Annotated in this window: 17 protein-coding genes; 8 read left to right on the top strand and 9 right to left on the bottom strand. The window is 41.6% G+C overall.

What is annotated here, in order from left to right:
• Positions 1-5: 5 nt before the first annotated feature.
• The 8 genes from cydA to ACRC53_RS10270 form a co-directional block, all read right to left on the bottom strand.
• Complete coding sequence (gene cydA, locus ACRC53_RS10305) at positions 6-1580, bottom strand: cytochrome ubiquinol oxidase subunit I (protein WP_438643334.1); 1575 nt, start codon at positions 1578-1580, stop codon at positions 6-8.
• A 982-nt stretch (positions 1581-2562) separates the two neighbouring features.
• Entirely contained in the window at positions 2563-3576 is a 1014-nt protein-coding gene (gene ruvB, locus ACRC53_RS10300; RefSeq protein WP_438643333.1) for a Holliday junction branch migration DNA helicase RuvB, read from the bottom strand.
• 89 nt (positions 3577-3665) lie between these two features.
• Positions 3666-4289: a Holliday junction branch migration protein RuvA gene (gene ruvA, locus ACRC53_RS10295; RefSeq protein WP_438643332.1), complete on the bottom strand. Its 624-nt coding sequence runs from the start codon at positions 4287-4289 to the stop codon at positions 3666-3668.
• Positions 4290-4540: 251 nt separating this feature from the next.
• Positions 4541-5062, bottom strand: coding sequence for a crossover junction endodeoxyribonuclease RuvC (gene ruvC / locus ACRC53_RS10290; protein WP_438622992.1), 522 nt, complete (start codon positions 5060-5062; stop codon positions 4541-4543).
• 3 nt (positions 5063-5065) lie between these two features.
• Positions 5066-5809: a YebC/PmpR family DNA-binding transcriptional regulator gene (locus ACRC53_RS10285; protein WP_438622993.1), complete on the bottom strand. Its 744-nt coding sequence runs from the start codon at positions 5807-5809 to the stop codon at positions 5066-5068.
• A gap of 225 nt (positions 5810-6034) precedes the next feature.
• Positions 6035-6478 (bottom strand): dihydroneopterin triphosphate diphosphatase, encoded by a 444-nt coding sequence (nudB, locus tag ACRC53_RS10280; protein WP_438634696.1) that lies wholly within the window; start codon positions 6476-6478, stop codon positions 6035-6037.
• Positions 6479-6480: 2 nt separating this feature from the next.
• Complete coding sequence (gene aspS, locus ACRC53_RS10275; RefSeq protein ID WP_438643331.1) at positions 6481-8250, bottom strand: aspartate--tRNA ligase; 1770 nt, start codon at positions 8248-8250, stop codon at positions 6481-6483.
• A 357-nt stretch (positions 8251-8607) separates the two neighbouring features.
• On the bottom strand, positions 8608-9312 hold the full coding sequence (locus ACRC53_RS10270; protein WP_438643330.1) for a Bax inhibitor-1/YccA family protein: 705 nt from the start codon (positions 9310-9312) through the stop codon (positions 8608-8610).
• Between the two features lie 741 nt (positions 9313-10053).
• On the opposite strand from ACRC53_RS10270, the gene ACRC53_RS10265 reads away from it, so the two are divergent.
• The 7 genes from ACRC53_RS10265 to ACRC53_RS10235 all read left to right on the top strand — a co-directional run bounded on the left by ACRC53_RS10265 (position 10054) and on the right by ACRC53_RS10235 (position 16663).
• Positions 10054-10524: a hypothetical protein gene (locus ACRC53_RS10265; protein ID WP_438643329.1), complete on the top strand. Its 471-nt coding sequence runs from the start codon at positions 10054-10056 to the stop codon at positions 10522-10524.
• A gap of 204 nt (positions 10525-10728) precedes the next feature.
• Entirely contained in the window at positions 10729-11229 is a 501-nt protein-coding gene (locus tag ACRC53_RS10260; protein WP_438643328.1) for a hypothetical protein, read from the top strand.
• Positions 11230-11297: 68 nt separating this feature from the next.
• Positions 11298-13163: an EAL domain-containing protein gene (locus ACRC53_RS10255; RefSeq protein WP_438643327.1), complete on the top strand. Its 1866-nt coding sequence runs from the start codon at positions 11298-11300 to the stop codon at positions 13161-13163.
• 310 nt (positions 13164-13473) lie between these two features.
• Positions 13474-13869, top strand: coding sequence for an MAPEG family protein (locus tag ACRC53_RS10250; protein WP_438643326.1), 396 nt, complete (start codon positions 13474-13476; stop codon positions 13867-13869).
• A gap of 122 nt (positions 13870-13991) precedes the next feature.
• On the top strand, positions 13992-14753 hold the full coding sequence (cmoA, locus tag ACRC53_RS10245) for a carboxy-S-adenosyl-L-methionine synthase CmoA (RefSeq protein ID WP_438643325.1): 762 nt from the start codon (positions 13992-13994) through the stop codon (positions 14751-14753).
• The gene (gene cmoB / locus ACRC53_RS10240) at positions 14746-15750 is read left to right on the top strand and encodes a tRNA 5-methoxyuridine(34)/uridine 5-oxyacetic acid(34) synthase CmoB (RefSeq protein WP_438643324.1); all 1005 of its coding nucleotides are present in this window, start codon (positions 14746-14748) and stop codon (positions 15748-15750) included. The genes cmoA and cmoB overlap by 8 nt, the downstream gene beginning before the upstream one ends.
• A gap of 4 nt (positions 15751-15754) precedes the next feature.
• Positions 15755-16663 (top strand): LysR family transcriptional regulator, encoded by a 909-nt coding sequence (locus ACRC53_RS10235; protein ID WP_438643323.1) that lies wholly within the window; start codon positions 15755-15757, stop codon positions 16661-16663.
• A gap of 91 nt (positions 16664-16754) precedes the next feature.
• Here ACRC53_RS10235 and cutC read toward each other — a convergent pair whose 3' ends face one another.
• Positions 16755-17516 carry a copper homeostasis protein CutC gene (gene cutC / locus ACRC53_RS10230; RefSeq protein ID WP_438643322.1) on the bottom strand — a complete coding sequence of 254 codons (762 nt, stop codon included), beginning with the start codon at positions 17514-17516 and terminating at the stop codon, positions 16755-16757.
• A gap of 888 nt (positions 17517-18404) precedes the next feature.
• On the opposite strand from cutC, the gene ACRC53_RS10225 reads away from it, so the two are divergent.
• Entirely contained in the window at positions 18405-21719 is a 3315-nt protein-coding gene (locus ACRC53_RS10225) for a hypothetical protein (RefSeq protein WP_438643321.1), read from the top strand.
• Positions 21720-21853 lie beyond the last annotated feature (134 nt).

Below are 21853 nucleotides of genomic sequence, written 5' to 3'. Positions count from 1 at the left end.
CTGAATTATGCGTGAGTGTCAGTAACAACGGGTGCACTTTTTTGCTCAAAATGGTAGCGGCCAGTCTTTAAGCAGCTTGGGCCTAAGCGAGCAAATTTGAACATCAGATACATTTCAGCAATCAGGAACAGAGTATATAGCCCACAAATCAAGAGAAGTGAGAACCAAACCTGACCGGTACTGATAGATGATACTGCGGATGATACGGGCAATATTTCACCAACAGCCCAAGGTTGACGGCCATATTCAGCAACAAACCAGCCTGCTTCAATAGCAATCCAAGGTAACGGAATACCCCACAGTGCCAGTTTCAACAACCATGGTTTTTGATCAATTTTGTGGCGCGTTGTTTGGATAAAGGCCATGCCGATGATAAACAGCATCAAGAAGCCAACACCCACCATAATTCGGAAGCTAAAGAACAGTGGCGCAACTTTCGGAATAGAGTCTTTTACTGCTTGCTGAACTTGAGCGTCAGTGGCGTTAAAGACATCCGGTGCATACGGTTTTAGCAATAGGCCATAACCTAGATCTTTTTTCGCATTATCAAACTGTGCACGCAGCTCAGGGGTATCCTGACCGGAGCGCAGCTTTTGCAGCAGGTCATAAGCAACCATACCGTTACGGATACGCACTTCGTGCTCTTTCATCAGATCTTTCAGGCCGATGACAGGTGTATCAACAGAACGGGTTGCAATCAGGCCCAGTGCATACGGAATGCGGATAGCGTAATCGGTGCGCATCTCTTCTTGATTAGGAATACCAATCAAGGTAAATGCTGCAGGCGGTGCGTGGGTTTCCCACTCTGACTCAATGGCAGCGAGTTTTACTTTCTGCACATCACCCAGCTCATAGCCTGATTCATCACCTAGCACCATAACAGAGAGGATAGAGGCCATACCAAAACTTGCGGCAATGGCAAATGAGCGGCGCGCAAATGGCATATCACGCTTTTTCAGCAGATAGTAAGAGCTGATACCCAGTACAAACATTGCGCCTGTGACATAACCGGCCGCTACAGTGTGAACGAATTTCACCTGTGCAACAGGGTTCATGACCAGATCAGCAAAGCTGACCATTTCCATACGCATGGTTTCAAAGTTAAACTCTGAACCTACTGGGTTTTGCATCCAACCGTTGGCAACCAAGATCCACAAAGCAGACATGTTGGTACCAATTGCAGTCAGCCAAGTGACTAGCAGATGTTGGTGTTTAGACAGGCGATCCCACCCAAAGAAGAACATACCCACGAAGGTAGATTCAAGGAAGAATGCCATTAGCCCTTCAATGGCTAACGGTGCACCAAAGATATCACCAACATAGTGAGAGTAGTAAGACCAGTTTGTCCCAAATTGGAACTCCATGGTCAGACCTGTTGCAACCCCTAGGGCAAAGTTAATTGCAAACAACTTTCCCCAGAATTTGGTCATATCTTTGTAGATTTGTTTGTTGGTCATGACATAGACCGACTCCATAATGGCCAGCAAAAATGCCATACCAATTGTGAGTGGAACAAACAAAAAATGGTACATTGCAGTCAGAGCGAACTGCAATCTGGATAGTTCAACAACATCTAACATCACGACTCCTTGCTTTTTGCAGGAAGACTCCAGCTCTTGATCTTCAATCCTTGAGAAAGATTGTTATCTACACTGTTATTTGATAGGTCAATAAACAAACAACAGTGCATGAGCCACAGAGGATTCAATTTCTGCGTTCATAAAATGAGTTGATGCACTCTATGAACGAAGTCATCACATAACAGCAACCTAAATGACAGGGTGACTAAATATTACGCCTCTAATCCCTTACGCGGAATAGGCTTTTTAGTGATTCAAGTTATATTTTTTGTTATTCGGTCAATTATATTTAACAACCTACAACGATAAAAATTGATCACGGTCAACACCGAGAGATGATACTCCTATTCATAAGTTGATGCAGCTCAATTCCCGCTAAATTAAAGCAAAATATGTAATCGATTTGTTTTATTTCAGCACGTTAGTCGTAACTTCGTCACTGTATTTATTCAATATAGTCTGTTTATGGGGTAAAGCATGTAGGCGTATTAAAAGAGTAATCAATATAAAAACATAAATATAACAAATAAGGGTTGTGCCTGTTTTAAAGTTTATTTCACATTAATAATTCTAATGAATTAGGCTTAAAATTTGTCGTTTCTGTTTTTGGGGTTGTCTGCATATAATTTGCGCCATCAACAAGATGAGTTATGTTGAAATTGTTTTTTTATGAAAAAATTTGAACCCCATCACTTCGGAGCAGATATGCGTACTAACACGCTTAACAAGTTCGTAAACTCTTATAAAAAATTATTCAGTGACTTGTTTATGCTGCACAATAAATAGTGATTAGCTAAATTTACATGAACCCCACATTTTAAATGTGGGGTTTTCTTTTTGAGATAGGCAACAGGCTTTGTAGGAGAGCGTGCGATCTATGGCACATGAAGGCACTGAATAGCAAAAGGGTATTAAGCAAACAGGCTATTTTATGCGCATACAATCATTTTTGTGTTTGTATTTCTGGTACGTTACTTTTTATTTAATTTTCTTGAGTGGGCGTTAAGCCGAAGTGCTGGTATGCCCGTTGAGTAGCAATACGCCCGCGTGGTGTCCGCTGTAAAAAACCTTGTTGGATCAGATAAGGCTCAAGTACATCTTCAATGGTATCACGCTCTTCACCAATGGCTGCGGCAAGGTTATCCAACCCAACAGGGCCACCCATAAATTTATCAATGACTGCCAGCAGTAATTTTCTGTCCATAAAATCGAACCCTTCGACATCGACATCAAGCATATCGAGTGCTCGGCTTGCGATATCAAATTCAATAGCGCCTGTGCCTTTGACCTCGGCAAAATCACGTACCCTGCGTAATAAACGGTTGGCAATACGTGGAGTACCCCGTGAACGGCGGGCAATTTCTAATGCGGCAAGAGAGTTCATGGGTAATTCAAGGCAGCGGGCACTACGTTGAACAATTTGGGTTAACTCTTCGGTTTGATAAAACTCAAGGCGCTGCACAATACCAAAACGATCGCGCAGTGGTGAGGTTAGCGAGCCTGCACGCGTGGTTGCACCTATCAGTGTAAACGGGGGTAAATCGAGTTTGATAGAGCGTGCCGCAGGGCCTTCGCCAATCATGATATCGAGTTGATAATCTTCCATGGCAGGATAGAGCACCTCTTCGACAGCCGGTGATAGCCGATGGATCTCATCGATAAACAGCACATCATGGGGTTCGAGGTTGGTCAGCATAGCGGCCAGATCACCGGCCTTTTCCAGAACGGGCCCAGATGTGCTGCGCAGATTGACCCCCATTTCATTGGCGATAATATGGGCAAGCGTAGTTTTACCTAGCCCCGGCGGGCCAAAGATCAGCACATGATCCAGCGCATCTGATCGCATTCTGGCTGCTTGAATGAAAATATCCATTTGAGTACGAACATGCTCTTGTCCGATATATTCATCAAGCAGGCGGGGGCGAATAGCCCGATCAATCACTTCCTCTTCACGAGGGGCACTGACAGGGGAGATCAGACGGTCAGCTTCTATCATCCGGAAACCTTTTATTATCTATCAGCCCCGTGTTAGGGCTGATATCAGCAGTAGAGGGCTATAATGCAAGTGTACTATTGATTTGGCAATTACAATGCCGCGCGTAATGCGTTACGGATCAGGGTTTCGCAGTCAGCCTCAGGGGTGGCTACTTTGCTAATCATACGGCTGGCCTCTTGCGGTTTATAACCGAGCGCAATCAGTGCAGAGGCAGCTTCTTCTTCGGTATCCGCCTGTTGTACAGCCGCCTGAGAGTGGTGAATTGCTGAGGCAAGTTCATCAGGGGGAGTGAACAAATCAAAGCTGCCCATCCCTTTAAAACGATCTTTCATCTCAACGATCAGGCGTTCAGCAGTTTTTTTCCCGACCCCCGGCAGTTTAACCAGCGTGGTAATATCCTCACGCTCAACAGCACCAACAAATTGTGCTGCTGACATACCCGACAAAATAGCCAGTGCCAATTTTGGGCCGACACCGTTAGTTTTGAGCAGCTCACGAAACAGCGCACGCTCTTGTTTGTTGTTAAAACCATATAGTAGTTGCGCATCTTCGCGCACAACAAAATGGGTAAACAGGGTGGCTTCTGCACCAATATCGGGAAGATCATAAAAACAGGTCATTGGCATGTTGACCTCATAACCGATACCGCTGACATCGAGAAGAACTTCAGGCGGCTGTTTTTCGACGATAAGCCCACGTAAACGACCAATCACAGATTATCTCCTCGTTGTATGTTTTGCTGCGCATAGATCTGTTTATGCGTGATGTTTATTATCGCATGCAATACGGTAATTTCTGAGCATAGCATAACGAAAAGGCTGGATAAATATCCAGCCTTTTATCATTTCAGTCTTTTATTATTACAGATACCGAGATCTTGTGATCTTATCGGTATTGCTAATGCTACTGAGGTTATCAATGCAGCTTATGTCATCAGGTGATGTACAAATATCTGCAGACACTTTCAACGAAAACGCCCTTGGGTTATCTGTAATCGAGGGTTCATAATTTTTGCTGCATGCTGACAAATTTGTGCGTGAGTCATAGCAATAGCCAGCGCATCAGCAGCATCTGCCTGCGGATTTCCGGGCAGCTTGAGCATGGTTTTCACCATATGCTGGACTTGTGCTTTATCTGCCGCACCGGTGCCCACTACGGTCTGTTTTACCTGACGAGCGGCATATTCAAAGACAGGAAGACTATTATTGACCGCAGCAACAATGGCCGCGCCGCGTGCTTGCCCCAGTTTGAGTGCCGAATCTGCATTACGAGCCATAAACACCTGCTCAATGGCAAAAACATCAGGGCTAAACTGGGTAATAATTTCACTGACTCCGGCATACACCAGCCGTAAGCGGTTGGGAAGATCATCAACCTGGGTGCGAATACATCCGCTACCGAGGTATTCAAGATGCCGCCCTTGTTGGCGGATCACACCATAACCGGTGATCCGCGAACCAGGGTCAATACCCAAAATAATGGACATCCGTTACAGCTGTTCTGCAACTTCGTCAGAGATATCACCGTTATGGTAAACCTCTTGAACATCGTCACAATCTTCAAGCATATCGATAAGGCGCAGCAGTTTTGGTGCAGTATCAATATCCAGTTCAGCTTTAGTCGAAGGGATCAGCGAAACTTCAGCCATTTCAGCGGTTAAGCCGGCAGCATCTAATGCATCTTTGACTGAACCGAAATCTTCCGGTGCGGTGTAGACATCAATGGTGCTGTCATCATTCACAACTACATCATCAGCGCCCGCTTCCAGTGCCGCTTCCATAACGGTATCTTCATCCAAACCTGCAGGGTAAGATATCACCCCTTTTTTGGTAAACAGGTAGGATACAGAGCCATCAGTACCCAGATTTCCGCCCGTTTTGGTAAACGCGTGGCGAACTTCAGATACCGTACGGTTACGGTTATCACTTAGACACTCAACCATGACCGCAGTACCACCTGGGCCGTAACCTTCATAAATGATGGTTTCCATGTTGCTATCATCATCACCCCCGACACCGCGTGCAATCGCACGGTTTACAGTGTCGCGGGTCATGTTGTTAGAGAGTGCTTTATCTACAGCGGCACGCAGACGCGGGTTAATCCCAACATCGCCACCACCCATTTGAGCGGCAACAACCAGCTCACGAATCAATTTAGTGAAAATTTTGCCTCGTTTAGCATCTTGCGCTGCTTTACGGTGCTTAATGTTGGCCCACTTACTATGACCTGCCATAACAATCTCCGCTTTTTAATCTTATTTTGGGGCTATTTCGGTTTTCGCAGTACCGATTTTACAGTACTGATACAGTGTCGAACTACCCGATCTTAGTGTATTGCTGTCTCAGCTATTATCATCTGCTACCCGCTTTGTTATTGATTATAATCGCAATAACTGGGTAGGCTGGGCAAAATACCGTGTATTGTACTGCCCAGTTTGCAAGCTTGGCTTAGGCGCGTATTACATTGAAGCGATACAGCACTGTTCAATGGCCTGTTGATTGCTCCATGATTTGGTCAGTTTTGCTGCTTCATGTGCATGTAGCCACTGGTAAGCATGGTGCTCAGACAGTACAACCGCGCGTTCTGAAGGCAATGCCAAACAAAACCAGTGCTCTTTATTGCGAGTGACATCCGGCGCGTAACGGTGGCGGACATGCTCAAACAGTTCAAATTCAACGGTATGATGCAAATCAGTTAGCGTTAAGTGCTCTGATTGGATATCAATGGCAACCTCTTCTTGTACTTCACGCAGTGCCGTTTGTTGCGGCGATTCATCACCTTCTAGGCTGCCAGTAACCGACTGCCAAAATTGCGGATCATCTTTGCGCTGCAACATAAGCACCCGCTCTGTATTCGGACAGTGGATCACCACTAATACTGATTCCGGGCGCTTAAAGGTCATGCTTATTCCTTTGATGCTTTCACAACGTTGATAGACAACTCTGCCAGTGAAGCCGGATTAGCAAAGCTTGGTGCTTCGGTCATCAAACAGGCTGCTGCCGTTGTTTTCGGGAAGGCGATAACATCACGAATATTATCGGTACCGGTAATCAGCATCACCAAGCGGTCAAGGCCAAAAGCCAGACCTGCATGCGGTGGTGTACCGAATTTCAGCGCATCGAGCAGGAAGCCAAATTTCTCACGCTGCTCGTGTTCATTAATACCCAAAATGCTGAATACGGTCTGCTGCATATCGCTGTTGTAAATACGCACAGAACCGCCACCGACTTCATAGCCGTTAATGACCATGTCATAAGCATTCGCAATGGCAGCGGTAGGGTTAGCACTCAGTTCAGCCGGTGTCATATCACGTGGTGATGTGAACGGGTGGTGCATCGCAGCCAGATTACCTTCGTCATCGGCTTCAAACATTGGGAAGTCAATGACCCACAGCGGTGCCCATGCACTCAGATCGGTCAGATTGAAATCTCGGCCCAGTTTGATACGTAGCGCGCCCAACGCATCTGTAACCACGTTCCAGCGGTCTGCGCCGAACAGCAGAATATCGCCGTTTTCTGCGCCACTGCGAGATAAGATCTCTTCAACAATCTCAGCATTCAGGAATTTGGCGACAGGGCTCTGTACACCGTCAAGGCCTGCTGCACGATCGTTGACCTTCATCCACGCCATGCCTTTTGCACCATAAATACCAACAAATTGGGTGTATTCGTCGATAGTTTTACGGCTCATCTGTGCACCTTGCGGAACACGGATCAGGGCTACGCGGCCTTTTAGATCATTGGCTGGGGTAGAGAAGACATTAAATTCAACGTCTTTTAGCAGATCAGCTACATCAACAATTTCTAGCGGGTTACGCAAATCTGGCTTATCAGAACCAAAACGGCGCATCGCTTCTGCCCATGTCATGATAGGGAAAGGGGCAAAATCCACGCCTTTCACTTCTTGCCATAGCTCGCGAACTAAACGCTCCATCACTTCACGCACTTGCTCGGCGCTCATGAAAGAGGTTTCAACATCGATTTGGGTAAATTCAGGCTGGCGGTCAGCACGTAAATCTTCATCGCGGAAGCATTTTACGATTTGATAGTAGCGATCAAAGCCCGACATCATCAGCAGTTGTTTAAACAACTGTGGGGATTGTGGCAGAGCATAGAATTTACCTTTATGTACACGACTTGGTACGAGGTAATCACGCGCGCCCTCTGGGGTGGCTTTGGTTAGCATCGGAGTTTCGATATCAAGGAACTGGTTATCATCCATAAAACGGCGCACAAAGCTGGTCACTTTGGCTCGCATTTTTAGGCGATCAGCCATTTCTGGACGGCGCAGATCCAAATAACGGAACTTCAGGCGCTGCTCTTCAGTGTTAGTCTGGTTGAAATCGAGAGGCAGTGGCTCTGAACGGTTGATAATGTTCAGCTCTTGGGCAAAAACCTCAATTTCACCGGTAGCCATATCGCGGTTGATTTGGCTATCAGGGCGGGCGCGAACAACCCCTTTAATCTGAATGCAAAACTCGTTACGCAATTCAGAGGCTTGTGCAAATGCCGCTTGGTGGTCTGGGTCAAAAAAGACTTGAACAATGCCTTCGCGATCGCGCATGTCAATAAAGATCAGACCGCCTAAGTCTCGGCGACGGTGCACCCAGCCACACAGGGTAACATCTTGCCCTTCGTGGGTGCGATTAAGTTGTCCGCAATATACGGTGCGCATGGTTTACATCCTTTTGGTAAAACAGAGTGTATCGGGAGTGTGCTACCACCACTACACAGGGTGTTATCGCCGCAATAATGCGTTATCTGCGCATTTCTCACCGAGACTCTGCCTGATTATTTTTACCAATACTGAGTTTGCTAAACGCGCATTACTGCGGAGCAAACTGACCGGCCTTGTGATCTTTTACAAAGAGCGGCCTTTGACAAAAGAGCGACATTATAAAGGATAACGGCAGCCCAATAAAACTAAAGCCCCGAGATTAATCGGGGCAAATGTAGGTAATTGTACAAATTTTGTGGCTTTGCATCGGTTACTGACTCTAAGGGAGTGCTAAGCCTACATATTCTGGTGTGATTATCGACGGTTGCCCATGATGCGTAATAGCATCAGGAACAGGTTGATAAAGTCTAAATACAGAGTTAATGCACCTACAATCGCGTATTTACGAAAGTTCTCGTGGTCATCTTCTGAGATCTGTTCACCCAGCATTTTTAGCTTTTGGGTATCGTAGGCGGTTAAGCCAACAAACAGTACTACACCAATATAGGTAATAACCCACATCAAGGTGTCACTTTTTAGCCACATGTTGACCAGTGAAGCAAGAACAATACCGATTAATGCCATAAACAACATGTTACCCATGCCGCTTAAATCACGTTTTGTGGTGTAACCGTACAGGCTCATTGCGCCAAACATACCTGCAGTGACAACAAATGTTGCTGCAATGGAACTGGCGGTATAAGCGATAAAAATGCTGGAAAGGGTTAATCCTGTTAGGGCGGAGTAGAGCATAAACAGGCTCGTTGCCATTGTTCCACTCAGCCGTTGCAGCATACCCGATAGCACAAACACCAGTGCTAACTGTGCGATAATTAAACCAAAAAAGGTAATTTTACTGGAAAAAATGAAGTTGATAACAGCAGGTGTTCTGGCGGCATACCATGCAACGAACGCAGTAAGCAACAGGCCGCAAGTCATCCAGCCATACACTTGTGACAGGTAGGCCTGTACACGCAGACCTGCTCGTTCGGAAAATACATTGCTTGAGCGTGGATTCATAATAATAACCTTTTACACTGATTTAAGTGAGTAATGTTAATGTTATACGCGCTTTAGCGATAATGACTTATAAACGGTATAATCAATGCCTCGCTACAGCATAATTTAAAGATAACACTGCCTGCATATATTTTGAAATTAGCGAATATATGTAGTTTGTAACGCATTGCGAATTTTGCATATATAGGGCTATACGCTGATGTTCATTAGAAAATGAGGCATAAGTATCATCAGAATAGCGTGAAGGTGAAGCGAGCATTTTTCTAAGATGTAGAACAGCAGCGTTACCGTGTTTATTGCTATAATGGAACAGGACGTTTGTGGAAAAATAGAGTTAGCATAATAAGCTGCATATATAGTGTAGAGGCTGCCCACGCTATGAACACTTGCTGGTCGTAGTGCTGATGACTAAATATGTGCTGTCTGTTTTTTGATTTAGGCTATCCCACAAAAAACAAAATGTCTTGTTTTTCGGTCAGTTAGCACAAAAAACATTCAATAAGTGCAGTTAAAGGGCTAAATAAATGTTAAGTGTATATTAATATTGGCAATAATTTGTTGTGCATACAGTATTATTGAGTATCAACTTAAATGGCATACCTAAGTTTAGTGCCTTAAACCACATAAGAGTAATCTAAAATGGCTGTGTTTTTTTACAAGGATAATTGCCACCCCTCTGGATTTGTTGGGTATAGAGTTGTGACGACAGTCAACGGCGTATACCGTCAGAAATATTTTAGCATGAGTGAGCATACCGCCCTTAATGCAGAGGTAGAAGCAAAAAAACTGAATGAGCAATGGCGAATTGAAGCTGAAGCGGTGAACTTAGTAAAAAAAGAGACACGGGTTGTTCAGCCAGATCAAAATAAGAAGAATATTATTGCAAATAATTTTCGTGCAATGATTGAGTATGCTCCACCTCGGCGAGGCCGCAGTGCAGAGTGTTCCCCGCAATTTGTTATTGCGTACAAAAATAGCGATGGCCGTTATACACGTCGTACAATCAGAATACGAACATATGGGTTAACTGTAGCCTTCAAAATAGCCGTTGAGTTTTATGCTGAGGTATATGGATTAAGCCGAGAAGAGCGAAATAAGCTCTTAACACAGGAGGTGTCACGTGATGTTTTTACCGACTATCTCTATCCTCGTTTTATTGCACGTTATGGACGTGATGTGCTGACATTAACAGAACTTAATGCCTTAATTTAAGGGTGTTAAATGTATCACTAATGTAGTTGATAATTAATAAAATGGGTTCTATTTGTATTCATTTTGTTTTTACTTAGAATGACTCTCTTTATGACTACGTAGTTGCTTATTTTGTATACTTTCACAAACAGTACTGCCATTTTACTGAAATTAAAGAGAGTTAGGTGCATGTATGATTTTGTCGCGTTCAATAGGAAAGGCTTAATGTCGAGGGTGCTTGCGTTAGCTTTTTTGATGTTGTTAACCAGTTTTCCAAATTATGCACAAGATAAAATGGCTGAACCGGTAAAGAGTGAAAAAACAGTATTAACATTAACCAATTACCATACTGATACCATTGCGCTCTCTGTTTCGCAATTAAATGCACTTCCACAACACCAAATTACAACCTCAACTCCATGGCATACGCAAGCCAGAACATTTAGTGGCCCTAGCCTTACGGATATATTAGCGTTGGGGAAGATACAGTCGGACCGGATAGAGATCGATTCCATTAATGGTTACCAAATTACATTATCACCTACGGAATTAGCACCTTATGATCCTATACTTGCTACGCATGTTGATGGTAAAGAGATGCGGATTCGTGATAATGGCCCAATCTGGCTGGTGTTGCCGCTTGATAAGTACCCAAACTTACATAGCTCAACATATTATGCTCAAATGGCTTGGCAAATCAGAAGTATTCATGCGGTTAAGGATTAACTGTTGAAATGATGAGGGTTGGGATGACCTGGTTAAAAAAATGCAATATATGGCTTGTGATAAGTGGAATGCTATTTGTGATCAGTGCGGTGTTTTCATTAGGGCTATTTAGTCTTGGTGTTGGCTCATTGAAAGTGACACACTCGAATAGTTCATGGGCGCTTATGCAGTTACAAATGGAGCAGCAGAAAATAGAGTCTGCGCTTCGGTTATATCAAGCAGGTTTGGTTGATATAGATGAGATGTACTTGCGCTATGAGTTAATGTGGAGCCGTTTTCCTGTATTACTCGAAGGAGAAGAGGCGGCAGCTATTGATCAAGTTTTGGGTGCTGATATATTTCTTCAACAATATTTTCGTGATTTTAAATCACTTGAACCTCTGTTTAATCAGCATATTATTTCAGATCAAGATATTGTAACTATTCGTCATAAAATTGTGCAAAATAGCCGTGGTTTAGATCGTTTAATTAACCAATTTTTCCATGAATATCGCTATTATCAACTTACCGGAAGTAATAGCACTGTGTTAGCAAGCCATTTACTGGGTATTTCACTGGTTATATCATTTTTTCTTGCATTGCTATGTTTTACTCTTTTCTATCAACAAACTCGCCGACTTGAACGACAAAACCAGCAAGATATACTCACAGATTTACCTTTGCGTAATCAGTTGGTTAGCACACTACAACATATACATTATGATAAACAGCGTATAGGGTTGATGCTGTTTGATCTAGAGTTTTTCCGCATGATTAATCATGTTTCTGGTTTTGACGTTGGGGATCATGTTCTTCGGATCATGACTCAAAGTTTACAAGCGGTGAGGCCGACAGAGAGTCAATTGTTTCGGACTGGTGATGATCAATTTGCGTTGTTATTAAAAGTAAATAAAGACACTGATTTACCCCCGATTGTTGAGCAACTCAAAATAAAATTGCACACGTTAAGTGATCATTTACCTCAACGAACATCGGTACTTTTTTGTTGTGGGGCCGCAGTGAGTAACTCACAGCGTCGTCAAGAAACATTACTTAAGTGTGCAGAGCTTGCATTAGCTGATGCGCAGCAGCAACACCGAACCGGTATCGTGACGTTTTCACGCCCATTATTGGCGCATAAAGCAGAGCGTTTGCGTGCATTGTCTGAGATGCTGCGCCATGATCTTGAGTATCAAGTGCTTAATTTGCATTTTCAGCCAGTTCTTGATTGCACAGGGAATGATGTGCATTTAATTGACGTAAATCCGCGTTGGTATCATCCTCGTTTTGGTCAGATAAGCACACGTGAATTATGGCAATTAGCGGAAAATAATGCATTAACAGACTCATTAAGTTGTTGGATGTTAGAAAAAAGTTGTCAACAACTTCGCCAATGGCATCAAGATTTTCCTGAGCGGGAATTGAGCTTATGTATTCCGATTAGCCACTATCTATTGCATCCGGAATTACCTGCTCTGATTCAGTCATTACTTATGCGTTATAGTCTGCCTGCACATTGTTTGACCTTGCAAATTGAGGGTGAAAATCCAAGTGATGTGATGATATCCGTATTGTTTAATTTGCATACGATGGGGATCAAGTTGGCACTCGGCGGATTTGGCCGAAACCCTGCATCGTTGGTCGCTTTTCAACGGGTATCGCTTGATTTTATTAAAATTGATTGTGCGTTATATACTGATTTAATGCGTAATCGTAAACAGCAGATTTTAGTGCGTGGTATTTTACAAATAGCACGCAGACTGAATATTAAAGTCATTTTTGATCAGATAAATACACAAAAGCAGTTTGTGATCATGAGTAAAATGTTGTCATCAAATTGGTTACAAGGTGATCATTTTTGCCGAGCTTTACCGGCGGAAGGTATTAATATGTTTATATTAAATCATCCTTTTTCAAATACAGAGCTTTCATTAAGCTGTGTTTCGGCTAGTTAAACTATTTTATGTTCGTAAACAGTGTATGTTTGTAAATATAAGTGAAAAATTAACATAAAGTGAGTTTTTAAAAATAGCCGTTATTTTTATTTGTAATAAGTGTTTACTATGTATCGTTATGTGTCTTTACACAGGAATAACAATTAAAAATTTAGTATAGTAGCTTGAGGTGTATTTATCACACAATGCGATAATAATGTGATAAATGCAGATATTGATTAACAAAGAATAAGCAATATATACACAATTAAGATGACACCTGCGTGTCTTTATCATATGTACAGTATTGTTTGTTGTGGAGTAGATGACGATGGTTAGCGCCCTTTATGCGGTGCTTGGCGCGCTGTTATTGATCAAGTTTTCTCTTGATGTAGTGAAGTTGCGTTTTCAGTATAAAGTCTCTTTTGGTGATGGTGGGTTCTACCAGCTACAAACGGCGATTCGTATTCATGGTAATGCGGTTGAGTATATTCCCATTGGAATTTTATTACTGATTGTAATGGAGATGAATGGTGCAGAAACGTGGTTACTGCATTTTACTGGATTGATGCTACTTATTGGCCGTATTTTGCACTATTTTGGTATGCATGAGCGTGAGTTCCGCTGGCGGCGTGCTGGTATGGGGGCAACGTATGCGGCACTGATTTTGATGATTATCGGTAATTTATACTATATTCCGTGGTCACAAATTTTTTATCTGCAATAATACGATATATAATTACCGCTACAGTCTGTAGCGGTAAGAGACAAGACAGTTCTACTTCTATCCTCTAGAATACCCTGTTTTTTTATTATCTTCCTATTCACTCAGGTCACTCAGGTTTCGCTATGTCTAGCCGCGATACTCTCTTTTCTGCTCCAATCGCCCAATTAGGTGATTTTTCTTTTGATGATCGTGTTGCGGATGTTTTTCCCGACATGATTAAGCGTTCTGTTCCCGGTTATAGCAATATTATTGCTACTATCGGTATGCTGGCTGCACGTTTTATCCAGCCGAATACGCAGGCTTTTGATCTTGGTTGTTCACTTGGCGCGGCAACGTTGTCAATGCGACGAAATATCGATGTCGAAGGTGTACGTGTTATTGCCGTTGATAACTCACCAGCCATGATTGAGCGTTGCAAACGCCATATTGATACATTTCGTTCAGAGACACCGGTAGAGGTGATTGAGGGCGATATCCGTGATGTGGCGATTGAAAATGCTTCAATGGTTGTACTGAATTTTACACTGCAATTTTTACACCCTGATGATCGGCAGGCGCTGCTGAATAAAATTTATGCTGGTTTGCGCCCTGGTGGAGCATTAGTGCTTTCTGAGAAATTTTCATTTGCCGATACAACTATTGGTGAACACTTATTTGATATGCACTTAGATTTTAAACGTGCTAACGGTTACAGTGAATTAGAGATCAGTCAAAAGCGCAGTGCACTTGAGAATGTGATGTTAACGGATACAGTAGAGATGCATAAGCAACGTTTAGCCCGTGCAGGGTTTGAGCACGCAGAAGTATGGTATCAGTGCTTTAATTTTGGTTCTATGTTAGCGATAAAATCAGAGCATGCAATAAGAGAGCAAGTAAATGATTGAGTTTAACCATTTTTATGCACTGATAGCGAAAACGCCTCTGGCTCATTGGTTAGAGACATTACCTGCACAGTTGGCTATTTGGCAAAAAGAGAATCAAAACAGCCAGTTTAAACGTTGGGAAAAGTCAGTCAATTTTCTACCTGATATGCCCGTTTCATTGATGAATTTAACTTCCGCTGTTGCAGTAGGTGATGATTACAGTATTTCTGATGGAGAGCGTCAGCGGATCACCTATTTGCTACAAGGTTTAATGCCATGGCGTAAAGGGCCGTATCATTTACACGGTATTCATCTTGATACCGAGTGGCGATCAGACTGGAAGTGGGATCGTGTATTGCCACATATTACACCTTTGGCCGGTCGGACAGTATTAGATGTAGGCTGTGGCAGTGGCTACCATATGTGGCGTATGGTTGGGGAAGGTGCTGAGTGTGTAGTGGGGATTGACCCAACACCGCTGTTTTTATGCCAGTTTGAAGCGGTACGTAAATTATTAGGCAATGATCAGCGAGCCAATTTGATCCCTCTAGGGATTGAGCAACTGCCTGAGCTAAAAACCTTTGATACAGTTTTTTCCATGGGGGTACTGTATCACCGTCGCTCGCCGCTGGATCATCTGCTGCAATTAAAAGCGCAATTACAACCAGAAGGTGAACTTGTACTTGAGACTCTGGTTGTACCAGGAGACGAGAATACCGTATTAGTACCAGGCGAGCGTTATGCCAAAATGCGTAATGTCTATTTTATTCCATCGGCTGCGGCACTGGTGAAGTGGCTTGAAAAATCAGGGTTTATTGATGTGCGAGTTGTGGATGTTGAGATGACATCACTTGACGAGCAGCGCCGAACGCAGTGGATGATTACGGAATCACTGGCTGATTTTTTAGACCCACTTGATCCGAGTAAAACAGTAGAGGGATATCCAGCGCCATGCCGCGCAGTTATTGTGGCACGCAATAAATGTGTTGTGCAAGGGCTGAGTAACCTGAAGGAATAAGTGAATGTCAGTACTATCACGGCCAAAAACAACTCTTGAACAGTGGCGGATGTTTCAGGCCGTGGTAGATCACGGTGGTTATGCTCAAGCGGCTGAAAAGCTTAACAAAAGCCAGTCATCGCTGAACCATGCGGTGTCAAAATTGCAAGAGATGCTAGGCGTACAGCTATTAGAGGTACGCGGTCGTAAGGCATTTTTAACCGATGCAGGTCGGGTTATTTTGCACCGCAGCCGTCAGTTAACGGGGCATGCGCTGGCAGTTGAAGAGCTGGCAGCAAATTTGGATCAGGGTTGGGAAGCAGAGATCCGTATTGCCATTGAATCAATCTATCCACGTCAACCGTTACTCAATGCGATTACACAATTTTATCCACAAAGTCGTGGTAGCCGGTTAATAATTAAAGATACTATCCTGACCGCTACGCAAGAGGCGATTCGTGATGGCTGGGATCTGGTGATCACGCCACATGTCCCCACCGGATTTTTAGGTGAGCCTTTGTGCGGTATTTCATTGCATCCTTATTGCCACCCTAAACATGCATTGGCTGAGTTTACAACGTTAAATGAGCAAGATTTAGTTGGGCATTTACAAATTGTCATTATGGATAATGCATTACAACCGACAATGGAAATTGGCTGGCTAAAATCAGGTCAACGGTGGAGTGTAAGCCATTTTTATGAGGCAAAAAACCTACTATTGTCTAATATGGGGTTTGCATGGCTACCCGATCATATTGCTGAACCAGAGTTCCAACAAGGGTTACTACACCGTTTACCGATACAGTTTGGTGGTGAACGGCGTTTAACGGCTCAGTTGCTATTGCCGCGCGGTGAACAGACAGGGCCAGGAGCAAAAACATTAGCACATTTCATTATTCAATCTGATCGTATACAAGCTTTTACTGTTTTGTAAGAGCATTAAATCAAAAACTACTGAGCAGACAGTATATAACAGTTGCATTTGTGATATGTATACTGTCTGACCAATATAAAATATTTTGTTGCTATGACATATTCTCTAGCAAACACATTTTCATTTGGCGAACAGTATATGGGTCAACTTCAATACGCATAAATTCATCCGCACCGCTATCTCGGCTCATATTGACTCCGGGTTGATGGTAGCGCATTGGCGAAGGCACAGCGTGTGACGCTGACGAGTGAATTTCACTCGCTCCAGCTTGAATAAAAGTGTGGATATTATTTAATCTGATACCTGATCCGGGTAGAATAATAGGCCCATTTGTTTTTGCTGTTTGTTCCCAAAGTATTTGCAGTAAAGGTAAACCTAGTTCAGCAGTATCACGCTGCCCTGAGGTAAGAATACGGCTAACACCCAAATCTGTGAGTTGTTGCAGCATTAATAGAGGGTCTGCACACATATCAAATGCACGATGAAACGTAATTTCCATTGTGCCTGCTAAACCTAGCAGCGTTTGTATCCGTACACTGTCTAACTCACCGTTTTCATTGAGCATACCCAATACAACACCAGGATAACCAAGTTCACGCATCAGTGATAGGTCTGATTTCATCTCTTCAAATTCTTGCTGACTATAGCAAAAATCACCGCCGCGCGGACGTAAGATCGGGAACACAGGAATAGTTAGCTGATCACGTGCACTGATCAATGAACCATATGCAGGTGTTGTTCCCCCCTCTAAGCGGCCAGCACATAGCTCAACTCTGTCAGCACCGGCTTTTTCAGCCTGCAGTGCACAACTGACACTGTAGCAACTTATCTCTAATATACGGTGCATCAGCATAATCGATTTTCCTGTCTGATTTTTCCTTAGGGTAGCAGTGTTTTTATTTCGAATCTTAATGAGTATGTTAAGACGTGATACATGTTTACATTTAGAATGCTCTCATGGCATGGTGAAAATTTACATGAAACGAATTATTGAGAGAGTATATAGCGACACACGTTAACAGCATATTATACTTGTAAAGTAATAAGTTACATTAATGAGGTTTTAAGAAAAGACACTTATATTTTCTCTACCTGTTATCAATTCATTAGATGTTTTTTTATTAGGTAATACATCAAACGACACTCATAATTAAAAGTGAGTCAATATTCAATCAATTGTACATCAAAAAAGGGGGGTGGTATGTGTTTAATTATAACATGATAGATATCATTCATATTACTTAGTGTTAAGTATTAATAATTCCAATTAAATGGGATATGGTTTATTGACATGGGATTTATTTTTATGTTTAAAATTAATTTATCATTGCATTTGTTTTTTAATGTGATTTTAGTGGTATTTATTTGGTGGTAATTTGTCAAAATATTGTCGAGTATAAATTGTATTGAGTATCTGAATAGTAGATCACTTTTTAATGGTATACCCTTTTAGAATAATTGAAGGGTTAGTGGCTTTCTGATTTTTTGAGGGGGGAATCAGTGTCAGTGTTTATAACTTTATATTAGCTAGATTGTTATAATATATAAGATCACCTTATTATTTATATATTTTGTGTTGTGCATTTATTCTGTTCGTTATTCTGCCTTTATTACTATAGTGCTTTTAAATTTTCGGTGATTCATTTTTCTCAATAAGTTGTGTGCTTTATCACTTTTTGGTGTTGTGAAGCTATTTCAGTTTTAGCTTTTAATACTATTGACTAATAAGGATATTTTTACTATGAAAATTACTACTCTTGCTGCCATTATTGGCGTAGGTTTATCACATTCAGTATGGGCAACAACAGGGGAACAAGATTATTTTCGTCAGACTTATCAAACCCATTATCAAAAAATGACGGAACGTTTATCTGCATTGTATGATGAAGCTGAAAGCGGTAGTAATGTGAGTATTAAAGATGGTCAACGTTATCTCACTGTCAATGGCACTGAGTATCGTTTGACAGCAGATAATCAGATTATTTTTGATCTTCCTAAACCCACTTTTTTAGATGAAACAGCAATTCGTAATGTATTTGATTTTTTTAATGATGATTGGGAGCTAAGTTGGTACGACGGTGGTGTTGTTGCTGTGAACAAGTTATTTGGTAATTATAACTATGGGAATGGTTGCTTAATGGAATATTATCCACGAGGCACTATACAGCAAGGCGAGCGTACTCATGTCGTGTTAGATAATACATCTTGCCAAGTAAACTCATTTGACACCAAAATGAAAAATTTAGATATTGGTGAGCAACTATTAGCTGAACAGCTAGGATTAGATGCTAATTTAGTTACGGCAGTAGAGCGTTATAAAAATAGTTTATACGTTACTCAAAACAGTAATCCCGGTAAAGTGATTATTATCGATATTCCTTCTAAACAGGTGATTGGTGATATTAGTGGTATTAATACTGCAACTGGTTTTGCTGGTTATAATTACTTAAGTGAGCTTTATATTAGAAATAACTTATTATATGTTGTGTCACGGTTCTCACATCGAATTGATATTTTTGATTTAGATAATAACCATCAGCATGTAACGACATTAGGTACAGGAAAAGGGGGGGCAGGGAGTAATCGCTTAGATAGAGCGCAAGCAGTAGTAGCAAATGATCATTATGTCATGGTTGCAGATTCTTTAAATCTGATTAAAGTATACCGACAGGAAGATGTCACACCAGAAAATAATTTAAAGATACCAGCTATAGGCCATTTGCAATTTGAAGGGAAATATAGCAACCGCTTTGTGCAAATGCACTTGTTAAAAGACTATTTAATTGTCCATACCGCAGGTAAAAATTATTATATTTATGACTTAAGAAAGTTGGATCAATCAATTAATGATGGTGTAGCATTAGCACCAGAGCAAATTATCACAGATAGCGCATTACAAAAAATGGATACTGACGGTGATCAGTTAGTTGTTAACTTTAAAGATCACATTGCATGGTATCAAATTGATGACTTTATCTCTAATGGATTTCGCTTTACAAATGAAACGTTTTCAGTCAACCGTATTAATCAGCAACCGATCTCTGCCCTCAAAGATGTACATTTAGCAGGAGATACATTAGTTACTGCTAATAATAATGGTTTAGGGATTAATAAATTACTTACTAAAGAAATTACTTTTGTCTCTGGCGATAGCCTGTCAGTACCACAATTTAACTTTGATCAGCTGTTACCAAGCTCTGTGAGTTACATTTTTGATAAAGATGAACCTTATGATGTATTGATTAACCGCGATTTACGATCAGTTAATATTAACTCTTTGGTAAAAACTGAACTCATTGATAATGAGTGGGTAAGGATTACTAACTATGCTGCAAAGGAGCTGCATGATATTAATATCGAATCTAAGTTGAGTGGTATTAATAAATGGTTTGTTTTAGGGCAGTTTGACCGTTTACCGGCTTACGCACAGATTATTCTACCTCTTAGTGCTTTTGGTGATAATGGCCGTTTTAATAGTGCTAATCGTGATGGTATTTTTGATCTTAATGCTCTACTTGATAATAGTGTTGCTTTATCAGAGCAGTTAACTCATCGCTTCAGTTCAAACTCTGATCCTTTTGCTCAAAAATTATCACGCTTAAAGCCAAGTTGGAATGTACGATTTGCCACTAAAAATCCAAATGATAATAAATGGAGAGCAATGAATGCACTGTATGCGAAAGAGTGGTTAATTATTGCAACTAATTTAGCTTACATAGTATCGGCGGAGGAATTTAAGCATGTTTGGTTTAATTTTAAAGATGTTCTAGGCTACGATATGTTTGGTAACGGAGGAAATAACTATGTTGCCAATGGGATTTTTAAAGCTGAAGATTATGAGCATTACTATCAAAGTTTAATGAAACGTCCTACTTTAAATGTAGGGATCACTTCAATGGGGGGTGGTTTAGGTAGTGCAGGAATAACGGGTATTGATACTTTTAATTTTGTTAGCCATTACTACGGCAGCTGGGGCATTATTGCCCATGAATTTGGATATGGTTTTGATGGCCGAAACTATAGCCATAACAGTGCATTTGCTCGTGGTAGTCATGGCTGGCATCCATTAATTACAGTAATGGCTAATTATCATATTCGCAAAGGTGATCTCCCTTATATGGATGATAATCTAAATGGTTTTTATAAACCAGAAAATGCCATATACCGTTATGCTCAACCAGGTAATGGTGGAAGAAAATACCGTTCTGATAGCCACATGTACCCAACTGATCATTATTTTATGCAGTTTTCAAATATGCCAATGGGGTGGTTAGTCAATGAAAAAGATTTTAGTGTTGAACAATTAGCAGGGTTAAATAATCAAGAGCAGTTATTAATGGGAACGCTACTCAAAGATACTGAAAAGCGTAACCTATGTCGTTTTACTTTTACTGATAATGAACAGTATTACGGGTATGTTGAACCAGTAGATGGCGGTGGTTACCGTTGTGAAGCGGGTGAGTTTATGCGTTATCGGCAGCCTGATGGTCAGTTTGTTACTATAGAGTCAGCACCTAATCAATTTGATTGGCTGTCTTTGCACATGAAAGGCCAGCTCAATAAGCCAGTATTACACCAAAATGGTCAACCACTTTGTTATCAAAGTAACGCAAATTATTATGGGATTGGTTTTGTTAATGGTAACAACCAATGTGTTCAATTACCTAATATTTATCACACGAATGGAAATAAGTGGGTATTTAGCAAAGGCTGGGCACCAATTAATTATATTAGTGGTGACTTTATTGTACCAACTGCAGGTGCAAATAGTGATTTTACACTCTATAACTTTAACAGCCAGTACCCACTGGTTAATGGAAAAATCAGTATCCCACTCGTTTTGAGTACAGCTAATCCAGTAAATATTACAGCAACGTTAGAACAATCAGGTAATGTACAAGGAAGTGCAAGTGCGCGGATTGATGGTGATGGTACGCTCTTGCTAGAATTAAGCCAATTAACTGTTGGCGATTATGATCTATTACTAGAGGGAATGGCTGAAGGTGGTAAGCAAGGTAGCCAACAAAGATTTAGTGTGACTCTTATTCAAGAGTAATAAAGTGCTCTCGTTTAGATTTAGAGCCTAAATATAGAGTAGAGCCTAGATTAAGAGTTTAAAAGACACTAGATAAAGGGCTGTTTAGCAGCCCTTTTCTACAAGTAAAATAATGAGAAACTCAGCAATTTTTA

Source organism: Plesiomonas sp. (genome assembly GCF_051652165.1).
Taxonomy (GTDB): Bacteria; Pseudomonadota; Gammaproteobacteria; order Enterobacterales; family CAMTGL01; genus Plesiomonas.
This window is presented reverse-complemented; position numbering and strand designations above follow the sequence as displayed.